We start from the raw sequence: 17,619 nt of genomic DNA on the forward strand, positions 1-17,619 counted from the left end.
TTGGGGCGGAAGCCGACCGGTGTCAAGCGTGAATTGATGATACGCCAGCACCCGGCGCCCCGCCGGAGGGCGCGCCACGCCCGATATGTCTGGTGCGATTGCCTTTTCTCAAGCCGCGGGCTGTGGCGCTAGCCGAGGAGCAGCGAGCGGTGCACTGCCGCTCCGGTGAGCGCCCCGTCGCCCACCGCGAGTGACACCGTTCCCGTGGCCCGGGCGACATCGCCGCAGGCGAAGGCTCCGGGGATCGATGTCTGCTTCATGGCATCCGTGCGGATGAAGGGCCCGAGCGGCCCTTCCTCGTGGGCGCAGCCGAGTTCCTCCGCGAGCGGGCTTGCAGGACGGGTCGTGGACACCGTGAAGAGGCCGGCGAGCGCGATCGTGCGGCTGTCGGCGAGATGCACATCGGCATGGCCGGCGATGCCGTCGACCGGCACGGCCTCCACGCTCACGCCACGCGCGGCGAGCTGCGCCAGCTCCTCGTCGCCCGGCGAGAAGGCGCCGTTGGTGAACAGCGTCGTCGGCCCCCACTCGGGGATGAGCAGCGCCTGGTGCATCGCGGCGGGCCCGGTGGCGAGCACGCCCAACGGGCCGCCGCCGAGCTCGTAGCCGTGGCAATAGGGGCAGTGGAAGACGCTCCTGCCCCAACGCTCCGCGAGGCCGGGCACGTCGGGCAGCCGGTCGACCACCCCGAGCGCCAGGACGAGGCGCCGTCCCTCGAAGCTTTCCCCGGCCTCCGTCGCGATGCGGAAGCCGCCGTCCACCTGCTCGGCGCTCTCGGCCCTGCCCTCGGTCCAGGCGACGTTCGGATAGGCGAGCAACTGCTCCCGCGCCTCCGCCGCGATCCGCTCAGGCTCATGGCCGTCCCGGCTCAGGAAGCCGTGCGAATGCCGCGCGAAGCGGTTCCGGCGAAGCCCCGCATCGATCACCATGATCCGGCGGCGGGCGCGCGCCACCTGGAGGGCTGCGGCCATGCCGGCATAGCTGCCGCCGACGACGATGACGTCAAACTGCATCGGGCTTGTTCCTCATCTGTTGCCGATGGGCGGCGAGGCGCCGGGCAAAGTCCTCGGCGAGCTGCGCCAGCGTCAGGCGGCTGAACCGCTCCAGCAGGAGCGCCTCCACCTCTCGAAAGGTATCGTCGAGCGCGGCGTTGACCGCCTGCTCCACGAGGCACTCAGGCGCCTCGTTGCGGTGGCCGATGGCGAAGACCGCGGGCTCGCCGAGCGCCGCATGAATATCCCGCAGCGTCACCGCCTCGAGGTCGCAGGCGATCGACCAGCCGCCGTTGTGTCCCTTCTCGGACTTCACGAGGCCTGCCTCGCGCAACCCCGCCATCGTCCGCCGCACCACGACCGGGTTCGTGCCCATGCAGCGGGCGAGCACGTCCGACGTCATGGGCGCATCGTGGGCGGCCATATGCAGCAGGGCATGCAGGACGGAGGAAAGACGGCTGTCGCGCTTCATGTAACTTTTGATATTACGAAACTTGGGAATGTGCAAGCGGCGAGGAAAATGGTGGCAGAAGCCCCCACAAGCACCTGCCGGGTCAGATGAAATCCGTGTTCGGTCTGCACTGATGGAGTCCAGGCAGGCACCCGCCGGCGGCAGATGCTGGTGCAAGGTGCAGCGAGCGCTATAGTTCTCGACGGCTGGGGGCGAGCCGGCAGGTTTGCTCCCGATCGCGGCGTCTGCGTTCGAGAGGCTCCGGATGATCGTCTCGCTGCCGGGAATCAGCGCCAGGAGCGGCCGCCTGCTGTCGCTCCTCCTGCTCCTCTCCCTCCTGTCTGCCGTCGACGGCGCCGGCCGCCCGGCAGCGGCGCAGGATGTGATCCACGTCTGCCACGGCTACGGCTGCTGGTTCAGGGCCAGCCTTGCCCTCGATGCCGCCGATGCCCGGCGCTTCGCCGCCATCCTCGCGGCGGGACGTCGATCCCCGGCCGCCGAGCGCGCCGCGATCTCGGACGCCGTGCGCTATTTCGAGCGCCGCGCCTTCGACGTGATCGGCATCCGCGACGAGCCGCGCTCACGCTTCGGCGCCTCGGGCGAAGCGGGCCAGATGGACTGCATCGACGAATCGACCAACACGCGCGCCCTCCTCCTCTATCTCGCCGAGCACGATCTCCTGCGCCATCACACGGTGGGGTCCGTCGCCTCGCGCGGCTTCCTCCTCGACGGCCGCTATTTCCACTCCACCGCCGTCATCCGCGATGCGGGCGGCACCGACTGGGCGGTCGATTCCTGGTACGCCCCGATGGGCGGAGCGCCCGACATCCTGCCGCTCAGCGAGTGGAAGGTGCAGGGTCTTTCCAGCCAGGGCGCACGGCGGCGAACTGGCTGACCTGCAGCCGCGGCCTCGCAGGAACGCTCCCGGGCCTTTCCACACGGCACCGGCGGTGTCGAAAATGCGTCGGAACGATCGGCTATCGAGAGATTCGGCGCCTCGTGGGGCCGAAACCGCCCGTGCGCTGGCGCAGCACGAAGACCCCGAAGGACAGCGGCATGCGACCCGTGATCGACAGCGAAAGGCTCACCGGCATCATCGACTTCATCCAGGCGGCGGAGCGGCTGAAGGACACGCTGCGCAGCGGCAGGACGTCGAACGGCCGCGCCGAAAGCACCGCCGAGCACAGCTGGCGCCTGTGCCTGCTGGTGATCATGTTCGAGAAGGAGCTCGCCGGCTGCGATCTGCATCGCCTGCTCAAGCTGTGCATCGTGCACGATCTCGGCGAGGCGATCTCGGGCGACATCCCCGCCATCGACCAGCGCGCCGACGACGACAAGGCGGCCCGGGAGCGGGCGGACCTGATGCAGCTCTGCGCGCCCCTGCCCGAGGACCTTAATCGCGACATCCTCGCCCTGTGGGACGAATACAACGCCGCCGCGACGCCAGAAGCCATCCTGGCCAAGGGTTTCGACAAGCTGGAAACCATGCTCCAGCACAATGTCGGCCGTAATCCGCCCGGCTTCGACTACGCCTTCAACCTGGATTATGGCGTGCAGCACACTGCCCGCCACCCGCTTCTGGCCGAGATCCGCGCTCTGGTGGACGAGGCGACGCGGGCGCGCATGCGCGCATCGAGCAACATCCCCGGCTGATCGCGACGCGGACGATACGGCGGAACAGACGGGGCCGGGCGCGGTTGGGGGGACCGACGCCATCCTTGCCTCTCCCTGCCGTGCCGTGATGGAACCGCGCCACCCGTCATGAGATTGCTTCTCGTCCTCCTCGCGATCGTGGCCACGCTGGTCGCCGCCGCCTTCCTGGTGCGCTTCGAATACGCGCCCGTGCCAGCGACCTCCGACCTCCTCAATCCCGAGCGCCGCACGCTCGACGTGGCCTATGACGTTCTCGGCAGGGAGATCACCCGGAGCGAGGCGGACGAGCTGCAGCAGACGGATGACGGCAGGCGCCGCCTGTCGCCGGCCGAGGGCGCCATCCGTGTCGACGAGGACCTGCGGCAGCTCGGCCGGCGGGCGTTCTACAACGAGACCTTCGGCAACGAGTGGTTCATGACCGACGTCATGGGCCTGACGCGCGGCGCGCTGACGCCCTTCCAGGTCGCCAAGGCGGTCCTCAAGCTGCGGGGTCGCGGCACCACCGACCTTCAGGTGGAACTCGCCGAAACCGTGACCTTCGGCGGCAGGACCTACGAGAAGGGAACCCTCGTCTCCACCGGCATCGACGTGCCGCGTGGCAGCTTCGCGCCGCTCGGCATGAAGGTGGTCTACGACCGCGGCACCATCCGCGTGGGCGCGACCTGCGCCCTCTGCCATGCGACGGTCGACCCCGAAAGCGGCCGTGTCGTCGAAGGCGCACCGAATGCCGATCTCGCCGTCGGCCCCCTGCTCGCCATGGCGACGAATTCGGCGGCTTATCTCGGCCACGTGGATATCAACGGCATCGACCGGCAGGGTACCGATCCCGCCCGCACCGTCACGGGGCGCAACGGCGAAGTCCTGCCTTTGCCCGATCCAGCGGCGACGGAACGGGCCGTCGACGACATGCTCGCCGCCTGGGCACCGGGCAATTTCGATTCGACCCCGGACGGGATCAACAACCCGACGCAGATCCCCGACAGCTTCACCCGCCACGACCATCCCTTCGGCTGGAGCGGCTTTGCCGCCGTGGGGCCGTTTCGCGGGCTCAACACGCTCACCAACAACGTGCACGGCCTCAATGCCGACATGACCACCATCGCCGAGGCGGCCGATGCGCTGCTGGACATGGACCCCGAACTCTACCTCGGCATCCTCCTGCAGAATGCCGCCAACCCGGACCTGCGCTTCGATCCGGATGGCGGCCGGCGGCCGAGCGAGGTCCTGAAGGCCGCGACACCCTGGCCGGCCGGGCCCGCCCTCATCCGCTCGGTGGCCCTGCCCTCGTTTCCCAAGGGCAGCTACGTCGCGACCAACAGCGTGCTCGCGAGCGAGCCGGATCATCCGATCTGGCACCATGTCAGCGCCATGTCCGCCTTCCAGGAAACGCTCCTGCCGCCGCCCTCGCCGCCCGCCGGCGACGCGGTCGCGCTCGGCCGGCAGGTCTTCGAGGAGGCGGGCTGCGGGCAATGCCACGCCGGGCCCGGCTATACCAACAACCGGGTCCTGCCGGTCGCCGAGATCGGAACGCAGCCGTCGCGGGCGCAGGCGCTGATGAAGCAGGGCCAGAACCTGGCGCCACCGGTCCTCTATACGCCCGACACGTCCGTGCCGTTGCCACAGGCGCCGAAGACGCTTCCCGTCCCCGTCGGGGAGGACGAGGCGGCGCAACTGCAACTCGCCTTCGCGGCCGATGGCCGGGGTGGCTACAAGGTCAAGGGCCTCGTCGGCCTGCGCTGGACGGCACCCTATCTGCACGACGGCGGCGTCGCCGTGGGGCCGGACCCGGAGCGCGACATCGGCCTGCCGGGCACGGTCCATGCCGGCGTGCGGCCGGACCCGGCCAATTCCCTGCGCGCCCTTGTCGACCGCGAGCTGCGGCGCCGCGTGATCGACGCGAACAGGCAGGACGCCCGGCCGCGGGCGACGAACGTGAGCGGCGAGGGCCACGACTTCTACGTCGATGCCGCAGAAGGCTTCACGGAGGCGCAGCAGGATGCGCTGATCGCCTTTCTCCTCTCGCTCGACGGCCGTGACCGCCGCTAGCTGGCGGCCCTCCCGGGCCGTCAGCGCCCTGCGAGACAGCTGTCGACCAGCGCCAGGGCGAAGCCGCTCCAGATGACGGCCACGAGCGCGAGCAGCACAGCGATGCGCGCGATGGCGTGAAGGGCTGCGGCGCGCGGCGGCTCGGGCGCGCCGAGCGCCCGGGCGAAAGCCTCCTGCCGGAGGATGAAAGCGACGGCGGCCAATGCGGCGGCGACGGTCGGGACGGCGACGAGGGGAACGGCGAGTGTTTCCGGCACCGCCGGCAGGCAGGCGGCCGTATGGCCGGCATAGATCAGCGTGAACTGCACCGCCCACAGGATCGGCCCGGCGAGGATGTAGAGGAGTGTGCCCCAGAAGGACGCCGTCGGCTCGCTGCGCATGTCACCCCGCCATCCGTGGGAAGCCGTGAACGAGAAGGAGCGACAGCAGGATCTGCACCGCGCCGTAGAGGTAGAGAATGGCGCAGTTGTCGAAATTGACGCGCCGCACGGCGTCGAGACGGCCGGCGAGGCTGCGCGCAATCGCATAGCCTGCAAGCAGCACGACGGCGATGCCGACCTGCACGTTGAGGACGCTCGCCATATAGGTGGCCGCCGCATAGGCGTTCTGGCCCGGCCGCAGCCCGCTGTAGCAGTGGCCGAGCACTTCCAGCACCACGGCGCCCGTCATCGCGAGGGCAGCGAAGGCGAGGAGCAGCGGTGCCGTGGCCGATGGCCGTCCCGGCACCGGCAGGCGCCGCCCCGCGAGGAGCATGGCCGCCGCCCCCGCCGCGACGAGCGCGCCGCTCGCGAGCGGCCAGATGGCCGGCGGCAGGGCCGGCGCGCCGTGCGGCGACCACGCGTCCGGCGAGACGACCCAGAGGTAGAGGTAGGAGAACACATAGGCGATGTAGAGCGAGGTGGCGACGAAGACGAGGACGATCATCGCCCACCACGCGTGCGAGCGCGGTCCGCTCACATAGGTCGGCAGGACGATGCCGGCGCCGATCGGCACGTTGCCCTTGACGGGGCCCGGATCGAGGCTCCAGCCCCACCAGATGCAGGCGATGATGCAGGCGATGCCGGACAGAACGGCCGGCACCACGAGCTTGACGGTGAGCAGCAGGAAGAAGCCCGCCATGAAGATGGCGGCGAGCACGTGCGACCAGCCCGGCCCCGGCATCTGCAGCACGTATTCGGGCTTCGCCTCGACCGGCGAGCAGACCAGCGTCTCGCGCCCGCCCGTCGGTGCATTGGGCAAGAAATGGCGCCCCTCCTCCACCTCGCGGGCGAGGTTCGGCTGGTCCCAGAGCGGCTCGCGGCTGCGCACCAGGGGAATGCTGCGCGCCGCATAGACATCGCCCGGCAGCCACTCGAGCGTGCCCGCGCCCCAGGGATCGCCCGTGCCGCCACCGCCGGCGGTCGGGCGGAAATTGCGCAGAAGATCGACGATGAAGACGAGGACGCCGGCGGCAAGGACGAAGGCCCCCACCGTCGAGATCATGTTCAGCACGTCCCAGCCGATATCGCCGGGATAGGTCCACACGCGCCGCGGCATGCCGCGCAGGCCCGTCAGGTGCATCGGCAGGAAGGCGATGTTGAAGCCGATGAACATGAGCCAGAACGCGATGCGCCCGAGCCTCTCGGACAGGCGCCGGCGGCTCACCATCGGCGCCCAGTAATAGAAGGTGGCGAACAGCGGGAAGACCATGCCGCCGATGAGCACGTAATGGAAATGGGCGACGACGAAATAGGTGTCGTGCACCTGCAGATCGACGGGCACGAGGGCCACCATCACGCCCGTCAGCCCGCCGAGCGTGAAGATCGCGAGGAAGCCGAGCACGAAGAGCGACGGGATGGTGATGCGGAAGCGGCCTTCGCTCGCCGCGATGGTCGCGATCCAGGAGAACACCTGGATGCCGGAGGGGATGGCCACCGCCATGCTCACGGCCGAGAAGAAGGCGAGGCTCAGCGCCGGCAGGCCCGTGGCGAACATGTGGTGCACCCACAGGCCGAAGCTGAAGAAGCCGGTGCCGATGAGCGCGACGACGATGAGCCGGTAGCCGATGAGCGGCCGCCGCGCCATGGCCGGCACGATCATCGACACGAGGCCCGCCGCTGGCAGGAAGATGATGTAGACCTCCGGATGGCCGAAGAACCAGAAGAGGTGCTGCCACAGGAGCGGATCGCCCCCCTTCTCGGCCGAGAAGAACGGCCAGCCGAAGGCCCGCTCGATCTCGAGCAGCATGGTGGCGAGGATCACGGCGGGAAAGGCGAACATGATCATCGCCGCGAAGATCAGCATCGCCCAGGCGAAGATCGGCATCTTCGTCAGGCTCATCCCCGGCGGGCGCGTGCGCAGCGTACCGACGACGATCTCGATGGCGCCGGCGATGGCGGATATCTCGATGAAGCCGATGCCGAGCAGCCAGAAATCGGCGTTGTCGCCCGGCGAATATTCCGTCAGCGTCAGCGGCGGATACATGAACCAGCCACCCTTCGGCGCAAGGCCGTAGAAGATGGTGGAGAAGAAGACGAGCCCGCCGATCACATAGGCCCAGATGGCGAAGGCGCTGAGGCGCGGGAACGGCAGGTCGCGCGCCGCCAGCATCTGCGGCAGCAGGAGCACGCCGAGCGCCTCCATCGCCGGCACGGCGAAGAGGAACATCATCGTCGTGCCGTGCATGGTGAAGAGCTGGTTATAGAGGTCCTGGCCGACGACATCGTTGCCCGGCATCGCGAGCTGGGCGCGCATGACGAGCGCGACGACGCCCGCGAGCAGGAAGAACAGGAAGGCGAAGCCGAGATAGGCGACGCCGACGACGGTGTTGTTGACCGCGCTCAGGATGCGCCAGCCGCGCGGCGTCGCCCATATCCGCTTGAGCTTCTCCTCCTCGCCCGGCGGGCGGGGCAGCGCATTCGGCAGGTCGTCGGGTCCGGCGCGGTTCATGGCTGTTGCCGCAGGAGGTAGAGGAAGACGAGGCCGCCGGCATAGACGGCGAGCACCAGGATGGAATCGTAGCCCATGCGCAGCAGCGACCTGTCGCGCCGCTCGGCAAGCCCGGCGAGGAACAGGGCCGTCACGACGACCGCCAGCAGCGCGCCGAAGACGGAGAAGGCGCCCGCCCGCGTCATCACCGGCTCGCCGGGCGCGACGAGGTCGATGAGGAAGACCATGGCGACATTGATGAGATTGGTGCCGAGGATATCGGAAATGGCCATGGTGAAGAGACCCTGCCGGGCCGACGACAGGGCCGTGCTCAGTTCCGGCAGCGACGTCGCGAAGGCGACGAGGACGAAGCCGATGAAGCTCGACCCGATGCCGGTCTGGTCCGCCAGGGCCTCCCCGGACTGCGCCAGGATGAAGCCGGCGATGAGAATGGTGATGCCGGCCACCGCCGTGCGCGGCACGAGCGAGGACAGACTGTCCTGCGCGCTGCCGCCGTGCGCGCCCTTCCGCCCGCCCTGCCCGCCTGCGGCAGGCTCCTCCACGATCGCGCGGTCGACCCGGCCGTCGCGGGCGGCGAGCCACGGCCGCCGCCCTTCGGCGCCGGCGAGCACCCACACGCAGGCGAGATAGGCCAGCATCAGCCCCCAGGCCCACAGCCCGATGCCCAGGACGGGGACGTCGCCGACGATCATCGCCGCCGCGGCCGTGGCGATGAGGATGATGTTGAGGCTGCCCTGCAGCATGACGCCCGGCTCGGGGACGACGGCGGTCAGCGCCCTGCGGCCGATGACGAAATCGACCACCGCGAGCAGCGCCACCTGAAGGGCGATGCTGCCGAAGATGCTGTTGAGCGCGAGGTCGGCATTGTCCCGCGCCGCCGAGGTGAGGACGACGCCGATCTCGGGAAGCGACGTCACGCCGGCAAGCAGGACGATGCCGATGACGGCCTGGCCGAGCCCCGTCACGGCGCTGATGGCCGCGGCATAGCGGGCGAGCCGGGCCCCGGCCAGCCAGACGACGACCGCCGCGACGGCGAAGAGCGCGATGTTGAGCAGCGGGCTGAAGGAGGCGAAGTCCGGCATCGCCCTACTCCAGCCGGTCGAGAAACGTGCCGAGGGCCCGCAGCTCGTCCGGCGCGAGGTTACGATAGGGTGGCATCAGGTTCTCGGGCTTGATGTGGTCGTTCTCGGCGATCCAGCGCGCGAAAGCGGCGGCGTCGTTGGGCAGCGTCGCGGCGCCGATGGAGTGCCGGCTTCCCACGTGGGTCAGATCCGGGCCGAGGCGGCCCTGCGCCGGCGTACCGGCGATCGTGTGGCATGCGCCACAGCCATTGGCGATGAACAGGGCCGCACCCCGCTCCTCCTCGGCGCTGGCCGGCGCCCGCGCCGGCATGGCCTCGCGCGCCAGCCAGGCGTCGTATTCCGCCGCCGGCATGGCGACGACGTGGAAGGCCATCAGGGCATGGGCCCCGCCGCAATATTCCGCGCATTGGCCGCGGCTGACGCCGGGCTCCGCCGCCTCGAGCGTCAGCACATTGGTGCGGCCCGGGATCATGTCGAGCTTGCCGGCGAGCTGCGGCACCCAGAAGGAGTGGATGACGTCGTCGGAGAGAAGCCGCACCATGACCTTGCGGCCGACGGGCAGGCGCAGCTCGTTGGCGCTCTCGACCTCCCGCCCCTCCGGGGTGCGGTAGACGACGCGCCACCACCAGCGCTTGCCGGTGACGGTGACGACATGCTCTCCGGCCGCGCTCATCCGGGTGGCACCGGCCTGCATCACGAGGAAGCCGTAGACGAGCAGAAACGTCAGCACCACGATGGGCAGCACGATGCCGCCGCCGGTCAGGAACCACTCGCGCGAAAGCACCTGCCGCCAGCGCACGGGCCCCCGGAGCGCGACCGCGACGAGGATCGTCACCATGGCCATGACCGCCATGGCGACGCCGGCCGAGGTCCAGAACAGCGGGTCGATATCGAGCGCCTCGCCGCCCTTCGGCACGAGGGCGGACTGGATGCCGGCGCATCCCGCCAGCGGCAGCATCGCGGAGCTGCAGGTGCAGGCGAGGACGCGCGCCGGGCGGGCCATCACTCGCCCTCCCGGCGCGCCTCGGCGGGCACCGGCGCCCGCTCGCCCCCGCTGTCGAGGAAGGCCGCGATGTCGGCGATCTGCTCCGGGCTCAGCCGCTCGGCGATGACCGACATGATGCGGCCGTGGGTCGTTCCGCTGCGCACGCCGCTGCGGAAGAGGCCGAGCTGCGCCTCCACATAGTGGCCGGAGAGACCGTCGAGCAGCGGAAACTGCCCGGAGGTCTCGGGCGCATGGCAGGCGCGGCAGGCCGGCAGTTCCTGGCGCGGCACGCCCTCTCGGAAGATCCGCCGCCCCCGCGCGACACGCTCATCCGCGGTCGTTGCGGCCGCGGCCGGCCGGCCCGCCTCCGCGAAGTGGCGGGCGATCCGCCCGATGTCCTCGGCCGACAGAACCGCCGCCAACGGCTCCATGATGCCGCTTTGCCGCCGGCCGTCGTGATATTCGCTCAGCGCCCGGGCGAGATAGCCCTCCTTCTGCCCGTGCAGGACGGGGACGGACGCATGGACGGGCCGGCGCCTGCCGTCGCCGTGGCAGGCGGCGCAACGCGCGAGCGGCGACGGCTCGTCGATGCCGAAGCCGAGTGCCGGGGTCCTTTTCTCCCGGGCGGGGACCGTATCGTCGTCATGCGGCATCCGCTGCAGATAGGCGACCACGGCCCAGACCTCGTCATCGCGGTCCCGCCCCGTCCACGCCGGCATGCCGGTGAACTTGAGCCCGTGGCGGACGATCCAGAACAATTCGCGCGTCTCCCAGCGGCTCGCCGCGCCCTCGAGGCGCGGCGGCGACGGCAGCATGCCGCGGGCGATCGGGTGGCGCGCATGGCCGGGCTGCGAATGGCAGGGGGCGCAGCCGGTCGCGAAATGCTCCCGGCCAAGCTGCGCGAGCGCGGGATCGGTCAGATCCGGCAGCAGCACGCCGAGACTGTGGAGCGAGATGGAGCGGCGCAGTGCGAACTTGATGAGGTGGTCGACCGGACGGAAATGCGGCCTCGTGGCGGCGACGTTGTAGAGGCCGGAGACGGCCAGGAGACCAAGCCCGATCGCCACCATGCCGATCCCTGCAGCAAAGCCCCAGGCTGCACGGCGAAGGCGTGGGCTGCGCCTGGCCATGGGATCAGGCCGGCCGCGCAGGGCCCGGCCACTCCTGCGCGCGATCGACCCGCGACAGCCAGCGCGCGGTCACGACAATACCGGCCAGAACATAGGTCATGGGACAGGCGACGAGCATCAGGAGCCCGGCCGTCTGCTGGTCGGCGAGCAGCCCGGCCGCCGGCCCCTCCCCGTGCGAAGCGAACGCCGCCGCATAAAGCGGGGCCGGCGCGAGGACGAGCAGCGCCCCGACGAGACAGAACACCTTGCCGGTGACGAGCAGGGCAAGAAGGCTGCGCCACGCCTCGCCATCGGCCGCGGCGAGCGCCGCATGCCAGAACCACAGCGCCGCGAGGAAGAGCGACAGATGCATCGCGGCCATGGCGGCGGGCTGGTGCATGGCGAGGGCGAGCATCGACGGCAGGTGCCATATGGCGATCAGCGCAACCTGCGTGACGGCGGCTGCGAGCGGCCAGCGTGCCCCGGCCAGCACGACGGCGCGCCGCCGCAAGACGAGGGCGGCCACGGGCGCGACGACGTTCATCGCGCCGATGTGCACGGCCATGTGGTCGGTCAGGGAGCCGCCTTCGCTCAGCATGATTGAGCAAACAACCGGCTGCCGCTCCTGTTCCACGGCAGCCGCGGGCCGCGGCGATTTCAGTCGGGCGCCGTGCCCGGCGCCGCCATGCGGCGATGCTGCTCGGCCAAGAGGCTCGCCGGCAGGAGGTGGGCCATCGCCGCCTGGATCTTGTTGCTGAAGCCGCTGATGACGCCGGCCTCGCCCTTCATCATCGCCTCGAAGCCGAGCCGGGCGACCTTCGCCGGGTCTTCCTTGCCGCTGTCATCCGCGCCCACCTTCGTGTCCATCATGTCCGCCCGCTCGAAGAACGCGGTGTCGGTCGGGCCCGGCATCAGGCAGGTGACGGTGACGTTCGTGTCCTTGAGCTCGTTGCGCAGGGCCCAGGCGAAGCTGTCGATGAAGGCCTTGGTGGCGTTGTAGACGGCCTGGAAGCTGCCGGGCATGAAGCCGGCGATGGAGCCGGTCAGCAGGATGCGGCCGCGGTTGCGGGCGCGCATGTCCTGCCCGACGCGGTGGATGAGCAGGACGGTGCCGGTGACGTTGGTGCCGATCACCTGGCGGATGTCGTCGAAATCCTGGTCGAGGAAAGCATGGCCGAGGCCCCGCCCGGCATTGGCGAGGAGAAGATCCACGGGCCGGCCGCCGATCGCGTCATAGAGCATGCCGACGCCTTCCTCCGTGGCAAGGTCCGCCTCGAGCGCATCGACCTTGACGGCATACGGCCTGAAGTCCTCGGCGGCCTGGACGATCGCCTTCTCGTCGGCTGCGATGAGAAGATCGTAGCCCTCGGCGGCACAGCATCGGGCGAGTTCGTAGCCGATGCCGGTCGAGGCACCGGTGACGACGGCAATTCCACGATCAGCGGCCATTCGCTGCCTCCATTCCCGGCTTGAGCACCACCTTCGTCGTCTCGTTCTGCTCCTCGTCGAACAGGCGGTAGCCCTCCCGCGCCTCCTTGAGCGGCAGGCGGTGGCTGATGAGGAAGGTCGTGTCGATGCGCCCCTCGCGGATCATGTCGAGGAGGCGCGGCAGATACTTCTGCACGTGCGTCTGCCCGGTGCGGATGGTGAGCCCCTTCTCCATCACGGCGCCGATGGGGAAGTGATTGACGAAGCCGCCGTAGACGCCCGGGATCGAGACCCGCCCGCCCTTGCGGCAGGCGTGGATGGCCTGCCGCAGGGCGTGCGGACGGTCCGTCTCCAGCATCACCGTCTGCTCGGCCCAGTCGAGGATGTTGTCGGGCGCCATGCCGTGGCTCTCCATGCCGACGGCGTCGATGACGGCGTCCGGGCCGATGCCGCCCGTCATCTCGACGAGGGCGGCATGCACGTCGACGTCCTTGAAATTGATGATCTCGGCGCCGAACTTGCGCGCGAGTTCCAGCCGGTGCGGATAATGGTCGATGGCGATCACCTTGTGTGCGCCCATGAGGAAGGCGCTCTGCACCGCGAACAATCCGATGGGCCCGCAGCCCCAGACCGCGACGGTATCGCCCTCCTCGATTTCGCAGTTCTCGGCCGCCATCCAGCCCGTTGGCAGGATGTCCGACAGGAACAGCACCTTGTCGTCCTCCAGGTCGTCGGGCACGGCGATGGGGCCGACATCGGCGAAGGGCACGCGCACATATTCCGCCTGTCCGCCGGCATAGCCGCCGGTGAGGTGGGAATAGCCGAAGATGCCGCTCATCTGGTGCCCGAACAGCATCTCCGACATGTCCGCCTTGTCGACGGGGTTGGAGTTGTCACAGGCCGAATACTGCAGCTTGCGGCAGAAGAAGCATTCGCCGCAGGCGATGACGAAGGGCACGACCACGCGGTCCCCCTTGCGCAGCTTCTTCTGCTTGGCACCGGTCTCGACGACCTCGCCCATGAACTCGTGGCCGAGAATGTCCCCCGCGCGCAGCGTCGGGATGACGCCGTGGTAGAGATGCAGGTCCGAACCGCAGATGGCGGTCGACGTGACCTTGATGATCACGTCGCGCGGATTGACGATGGCCGGGTCTTCGACGGTGTCGACACGGACGTCGTTCTTGCCGTGCCAGACGAGCGCTCGCATCCTCGTCCTCCTTCAGGCTCTGGCGGCCGGACGCGGGGCCGCGTCGGCGATCTCGCCGGTTTCCATCAGCTGCTTGAAGCGCTTGAGCTCGCGCCGGGTCTGGATCTCGGGCTCGCGCCCGGCGAGCTTGGCGAGAAGCTGGCCGAGCCTGCCGCCCGGCGGCACATAGGTGATGGCGGCCTCCACCTCGGTGCCGCGCCCGTCCGGCGCATCGCGGAAGAGGATGCGGCCGCTGTGCTTGACGTCCGCGTCGTCGCTGGACCGCCAGGCGATGACCTCGCCGGGCACTTCTTCCGTGATCTCCGTCTCGAAGGTCACGTCCATCTCGCCGGGACCCTTGACCACCCAGCGCGAACGCTTGTCGTCGATGACGGTGATCGACTGGACGTTCTCCATGAACTGCGGCAGGCGGGAGAAGTCGCGCCAGAAGGAGAAGAGATATTTGCGCGGCCGGTTGATGGTCACGGTGCGCCCGACATGGACGGCGTTGTGGCGCCCTGGCAGACGGCGCCTGCGCACGGTGTGGCGCGGGGCATCGCCCGCGTCGATGCGCCGGTTGTTGCGCATGGAGCTGCCGCGCGTGATCGCGAAGGCGGCAACGCCCGCGGCCAGCGCGCAGAAGGCGATCACTAGCACCGCATTCCCATGCCCGTGCCCGTCGTTCCGGTGGTGGCGCCCGCCGCCGAGATGGTCCCGGATCTGGCGGCCCCAGGTGCCTACCGTCGAACCCTCTCCCCAGTTGACGCCCAGGTTGGCACCCAGGTTGGCGCCCCACGTATCCCGCCTGTGCCCGCGGTGTCTGCCGAGATGCATGTCGTGCTCCCTGCTCGATGCGCCGAGCCCAACCGGCGGGCCCGGTGAATGTTCCGGGGAACGTTCGCATGCGCCACCCGTTCGGCCGGCAAGGAGGCCAGAGATGAACGAAGACCGGCGCGACGGGGGCGGAACGCAGGAAGGCGAGCAGAAGGTCTATTCGGCCGAGGACGTCCGCCAGGGTGAGATCATCCTGCGCACGCCCCTGCGGCGGGCCATCTTCATCGCGGGCCTCGCCGCCGCCGTCATCCTGCCGCTGCTCCTCATGTGGTTTGCTTGAGGGTGTCTATCCCCCTTCCCGCTCGAGCCAGGCGAGAACCACCGCCTCGTTGCGGGCAAGCCCGGCCGGCGGGCGGCCGAGCCTGGCGCGCACATCGGCGAGTTCCTCGGCGAGCCGGCCCTCCTCCCACGAGCTGATCAGCCCGGGATGGATGTAGCAGCGCCGGCAGATCGCGCGTGTGTTGCCGAGCTGGGCAGCCACCGCGTCGATCACCTCGTTGAGGCTCCGCGCCCTTTCACGTTTCGTTTCCAGCAGCGGCGTCCCGGAGAGGAGGCGCGCAGCCAGCACCGTACCGCCCCATGTGCGGAACTGCTTGGAGCTGAAGGGCTCGCCGCCGCTCGCGGCGCGGATGTAGTCGTTCACGTCCTGGGAGGCGACCGGGCGGCGGCTGCCGTCCTCGTCGCGATACTGGAAGAGATGCTGCCCGGGCAGATCCTGGACGCTGCGGATCACCTTGGCGATGCGCCGGTCCTCGATCCGAAGGTTCCATTCCTTGCCGGACTTGCCGCGGAAGGCGAAGCGCAGCGACGCGCCGCGCACCGCGACATGGCGGGCCCGCAGCGTGGTCAGGCCGAAGCTCTTGTTCTGGCGCCGATAGGTCTCGTTGCCGATCCTGATCATGGCGCGGTCGAGCAGCCATACGACTGCGGCCAGCACCCGCTCGCGCGGCACCCCCTTCAGCGCGAGGTCGCGCCGCACCCGCCGGCGCATCCGCGGCAGGGCGCGGGCGAAGGCGGCGAGCGTCGCGTATTTCACCTCGTCGCGGCAGGCGGTCCAGAGCGGATGATAGCGATATTGCTTGCGGCCGCGCTGGTCCCGCCCCGTCGCCTGGACATGGCCGCGGCTCGTCGGGGCGATCCACACGTCGGTCCATGCGGGCGGGATCGCGAGGCTGCGGATGCGCGCCATCGTCGCCTCGTCCTCGACACGCCGGCCGGCGGCATCGACATAGAAGAAGCCGCGCCCGGCGCGCCTGCGCCGGATGCCCGGCTCCCCGTCGTTGATGTAGAGAAGATCGGCGGCCTCCGCGCTGGCGGGCGGATCGGGCGGGAGGACGGAAGCCGTTTGCGCATGGGCGAGCATGGCGTCTCACGAAAGCGCCGGCCGCGAGCCGGCCGGCGCAGGACGGCGGGCTGCCGATCCGGAAAGTGTCAGAAGGTCGTGTTCACGCCCGTGTCCGGGCCTGTCGCTCTGGCATTCACCCTCAGATTGTTCTGGACATGGGTGACGCCCGACACATCCTCGGCGATATCCTCGGCCCGCCGCTTGTCGTACCGGCTGTAGACCTCGCCGGAGAGGGTCACCTCATGCGATTCGACGCTCACCTCGATGCCCGATGCATCGAGCGAGGGGTCGTCGCTCAAGCGGTCGCTCACATCCTCCTTGATGCGCTCGTCCGAGCGGGTGTAGCCCTTCGGGCCGTGACCGCGGTACTGGTCCTGCCGCCGGCGCCTCTCGGCCTCCTCGTCGCCGAACCAGGACGAGATCTCGTCACTCGCCTTGTCCCAGAAGTCGCGCTCCTCGGGCCGGCGAGCACGATAGTCGCGCGCGTAGTGTTCCCGTCCGCCGTAGGGCTGGCGCTGGCGGCGCCCGCCGGTGCCGTAGGTGCCCTCATAGAGGGCCGAATAGCGCCCGGCCCCTGTCGGGGCGAGGTCATAGCGCGGGTCGCGGCGCGGCCACTCGTTGTAGCCACGGCCGTAGCGGCGCTCGTAATAGTCCTCGTAGGGGTTGTTGCGGCGCACCTGCCGCGCCCATTCATCCTCGCTCATCGGCCCGTAGTCACGGTCGCGATAGCGCAGGTCGTCGGTTTCGAAATACTCCCGGTCGTCGCCGTACCAGGGGGAACGTTCTCTCGGCATTGTCCGTGCCCCTTCTTAGTCTCGTTGAGGTCCGGCACAGCCTGCCCTGCACGCTGTCGCAGGGCGCGACTGTGAATGCCCTCCGAACCCTGGCGGGGCTGGAAAGGTTCCGGAGCCGGGGGAGCATGCCGCCGGGCGACCCGCCGAATTTTTCATCCTATTTTTTTCATCACGGAGCGGAACAACGCCCTTCACCGATGGTTGGTTGAAGTCCAGCCGGCGGTGGTGCGTCGCCCCCATCCCCCCTTCCCCTGGTCTGCGACGTAGCGGACGCCGGCTGGGCCCCTTTTCCGGGGTCCGCCGTGGGCACACGACAGCGCGACCCGAAACGAACTCATCACGCCCCGCCCACTGCCTGTCGCGGCTCCTCACCCGAGGGCCGCGACAGCCATGATGAAGACGATGGCCGCACCGGCGATCGCGGCCGCGACGATGATCGCGCGGCGGCTGTGGGGTGGCGAGGAAGGCTGCGGCGTCAGGGCATGGCTTTCCGCGTGCAGTTCCGCAGTCGTGACGGGCGTTCCGGCCGCCTCGTCGTCGGTGCCGAGCGGCGCGGCTGCGGGGTCGGGAAAGGGCACCTTGTCCCCCGTCTTTCCGAGGTCGATGTCGCGCCGCAGACGCTCCACGGTCGCCGGCGCTTCGGGCGGCGGCACCTGCGTCGGTCGTGCCTGTTTCATGGGACTCACCTTGCTTGCGGGCTGTTGCGAAAGGGCGCCCGGAGACGCGCGTGTGCCCCCCAACCACTCCCCAAGCGGACTGTTCCCGGCCCGATGACGCGGCCCGGCT

The 17,619-nt window shown here is 69.7% G+C and carries 18 protein-coding genes; 4 read left to right on the plus strand and 14 right to left on the minus strand.

Annotation, left to right across the window (positions count from 1 at the left end; translation table 11 throughout):
* Window positions 1-128: 128 nt before the first annotated feature.
* Together AL346_RS19295 and AL346_RS19300 are read right to left on the minus strand one after the other, a co-directional pair.
* Window positions 129-1,013: an NAD(P)/FAD-dependent oxidoreductase gene (locus AL346_RS19295; RefSeq protein ID WP_019404366.1), complete on the minus strand. Its 885-nt coding sequence runs from the start codon at window positions 1,011-1,013 to the stop codon at window positions 129-131.
* The gene (locus AL346_RS19300) at window positions 1,003-1,464 is read right to left on the minus strand and encodes an Rrf2 family transcriptional regulator (RefSeq protein ID WP_019404367.1); all 462 of its coding nucleotides are present in this window, start codon (window positions 1,462-1,464) and stop codon (window positions 1,003-1,005) included. Before AL346_RS19300 ends, AL346_RS19295 begins: the two co-directional genes overlap by 11 nt.
* Window positions 1,465-1,708: 244 nt before the next feature.
* Here AL346_RS19300 and AL346_RS19305 point away from each other — a divergent pair, with 244 nt between their 5' ends.
* The 3 genes from AL346_RS19305 to AL346_RS19315 all read left to right on the plus strand — a co-directional run bounded on the left by AL346_RS19305 (window position 1,709) and on the right by AL346_RS19315 (window position 5,142).
* On the plus strand, window positions 1,709-2,338 hold the full coding sequence (locus AL346_RS19305; protein ID WP_019404368.1) for a hypothetical protein: 630 nt from the start codon (window positions 1,709-1,711) through the stop codon (window positions 2,336-2,338).
* 161 nt (window positions 2,339-2,499) lie between these two features.
* On the plus strand, window positions 2,500-3,096 hold the full coding sequence (locus AL346_RS19310) for an HD family hydrolase (RefSeq protein ID WP_040405481.1): 597 nt from the start codon (window positions 2,500-2,502) through the stop codon (window positions 3,094-3,096).
* A gap of 108 nt (window positions 3,097-3,204) precedes the next feature.
* Window positions 3,205-5,142, plus strand: a complete 1,938-nt coding sequence (locus AL346_RS19315) for a hypothetical protein (RefSeq protein ID WP_026015514.1) — start codon at window positions 3,205-3,207, stop codon at window positions 5,140-5,142.
* 20 nt (window positions 5,143-5,162) lie between these two features.
* Here the strand turns inward: AL346_RS19315 and AL346_RS19320 are convergent, their stop codons facing one another.
* From AL346_RS19320 to AL346_RS19360, 9 genes are all read right to left on the minus strand, one after another.
* Window positions 5,163-5,522 (minus strand): hypothetical protein, encoded by a 360-nt coding sequence (locus tag AL346_RS19320; protein ID WP_019404371.1) that lies wholly within the window; start codon window positions 5,520-5,522, stop codon window positions 5,163-5,165.
* Window position 5,523: 1 nt separating this feature from the next.
* Entirely contained in the window at window positions 5,524-8,070 is a 2,547-nt protein-coding gene (ctaD, locus tag AL346_RS19325; RefSeq protein ID WP_019404372.1) for a cytochrome c oxidase subunit I, read from the minus strand.
* Complete coding sequence (locus tag AL346_RS19330) at window positions 8,067-9,152, minus strand: sodium:calcium antiporter (RefSeq protein WP_019404373.1); 1,086 nt, start codon at window positions 9,150-9,152, stop codon at window positions 8,067-8,069. Before AL346_RS19330 ends, ctaD begins: the two co-directional genes overlap by 4 nt.
* A 4-nt stretch (window positions 9,153-9,156) precedes the next feature.
* Window positions 9,157-10,155 carry a c-type cytochrome gene (locus AL346_RS19335; RefSeq protein ID WP_019404374.1) on the minus strand — a complete coding sequence of 333 codons (999 nt, stop codon included), beginning with the start codon at window positions 10,153-10,155 and terminating at the stop codon, window positions 9,157-9,159.
* The gene (locus tag AL346_RS19340) at window positions 10,155-11,207 is read right to left on the minus strand and encodes a c-type cytochrome (RefSeq protein ID WP_053193953.1); all 1,053 of its coding nucleotides are present in this window, start codon (window positions 11,205-11,207) and stop codon (window positions 10,155-10,157) included. The genes AL346_RS19335 and AL346_RS19340 overlap by 1 nt, the downstream gene beginning before the upstream one ends.
* A gap of 64 nt (window positions 11,208-11,271) precedes the next feature.
* On the minus strand, window positions 11,272-11,844 hold the full coding sequence (locus AL346_RS19345) for a cytochrome c oxidase assembly protein (RefSeq protein ID WP_019401344.1): 573 nt from the start codon (window positions 11,842-11,844) through the stop codon (window positions 11,272-11,274).
* 59 nt (window positions 11,845-11,903) lie between these two features.
* Window positions 11,904-12,695 carry an SDR family oxidoreductase gene (locus AL346_RS19350; RefSeq protein WP_019401345.1) on the minus strand — a complete coding sequence of 264 codons (792 nt, stop codon included), beginning with the start codon at window positions 12,693-12,695 and terminating at the stop codon, window positions 11,904-11,906.
* A complete protein-coding gene (locus AL346_RS19355; RefSeq protein WP_019401346.1) occupies window positions 12,685-13,881 on the minus strand; it encodes a zinc-dependent alcohol dehydrogenase in 1,197 nt (398 codons plus the stop codon). Before AL346_RS19355 ends, AL346_RS19350 begins: the two co-directional genes overlap by 11 nt.
* Before the next feature lie 12 nt (window positions 13,882-13,893).
* A complete protein-coding gene (locus AL346_RS19360; RefSeq protein WP_245258861.1) occupies window positions 13,894-14,694 on the minus strand; it encodes an SRPBCC family protein in 801 nt (266 codons plus the stop codon).
* 103 nt (window positions 14,695-14,797) lie between these two features.
* On the opposite strand from AL346_RS19360, the gene AL346_RS25445 reads away from it, so the two are divergent.
* Entirely contained in the window at window positions 14,798-14,974 is a 177-nt protein-coding gene (locus AL346_RS25445; protein ID WP_019401348.1) for a hypothetical protein, read from the plus strand.
* 6 nt (window positions 14,975-14,980) lie between these two features.
* Here the strand turns inward: AL346_RS25445 and AL346_RS19365 are convergent, their stop codons facing one another.
* The 3 genes from AL346_RS19365 to AL346_RS19375 all read right to left on the minus strand — a co-directional run bounded on the left by AL346_RS19365 (window position 14,981) and on the right by AL346_RS19375 (window position 17,510).
* Window positions 14,981-16,057 (minus strand): DNA topoisomerase IB, encoded by a 1,077-nt coding sequence (locus AL346_RS19365; protein WP_019401349.1) that lies wholly within the window; start codon window positions 16,055-16,057, stop codon window positions 14,981-14,983.
* Between the two features lie 68 nt (window positions 16,058-16,125).
* A complete protein-coding gene (locus tag AL346_RS24815) occupies window positions 16,126-16,833 on the minus strand; it encodes a BON domain-containing protein (RefSeq protein ID WP_019401350.1) in 708 nt (235 codons plus the stop codon).
* 368 nt (window positions 16,834-17,201) lie between these two features.
* Entirely contained in the window at window positions 17,202-17,510 is a 309-nt protein-coding gene (locus AL346_RS19375) for a hypothetical protein (protein ID WP_019401351.1), read from the minus strand.
* Window positions 17,511-17,619: the final 109 nt, after the last annotated feature.

The organism is Chelatococcus sp. CO-6, assembly GCF_001271345.1.
Lineage (GTDB): Bacteria > Pseudomonadota > Alphaproteobacteria > Rhizobiales > Beijerinckiaceae > Chelatococcus_A > Chelatococcus_A caeni.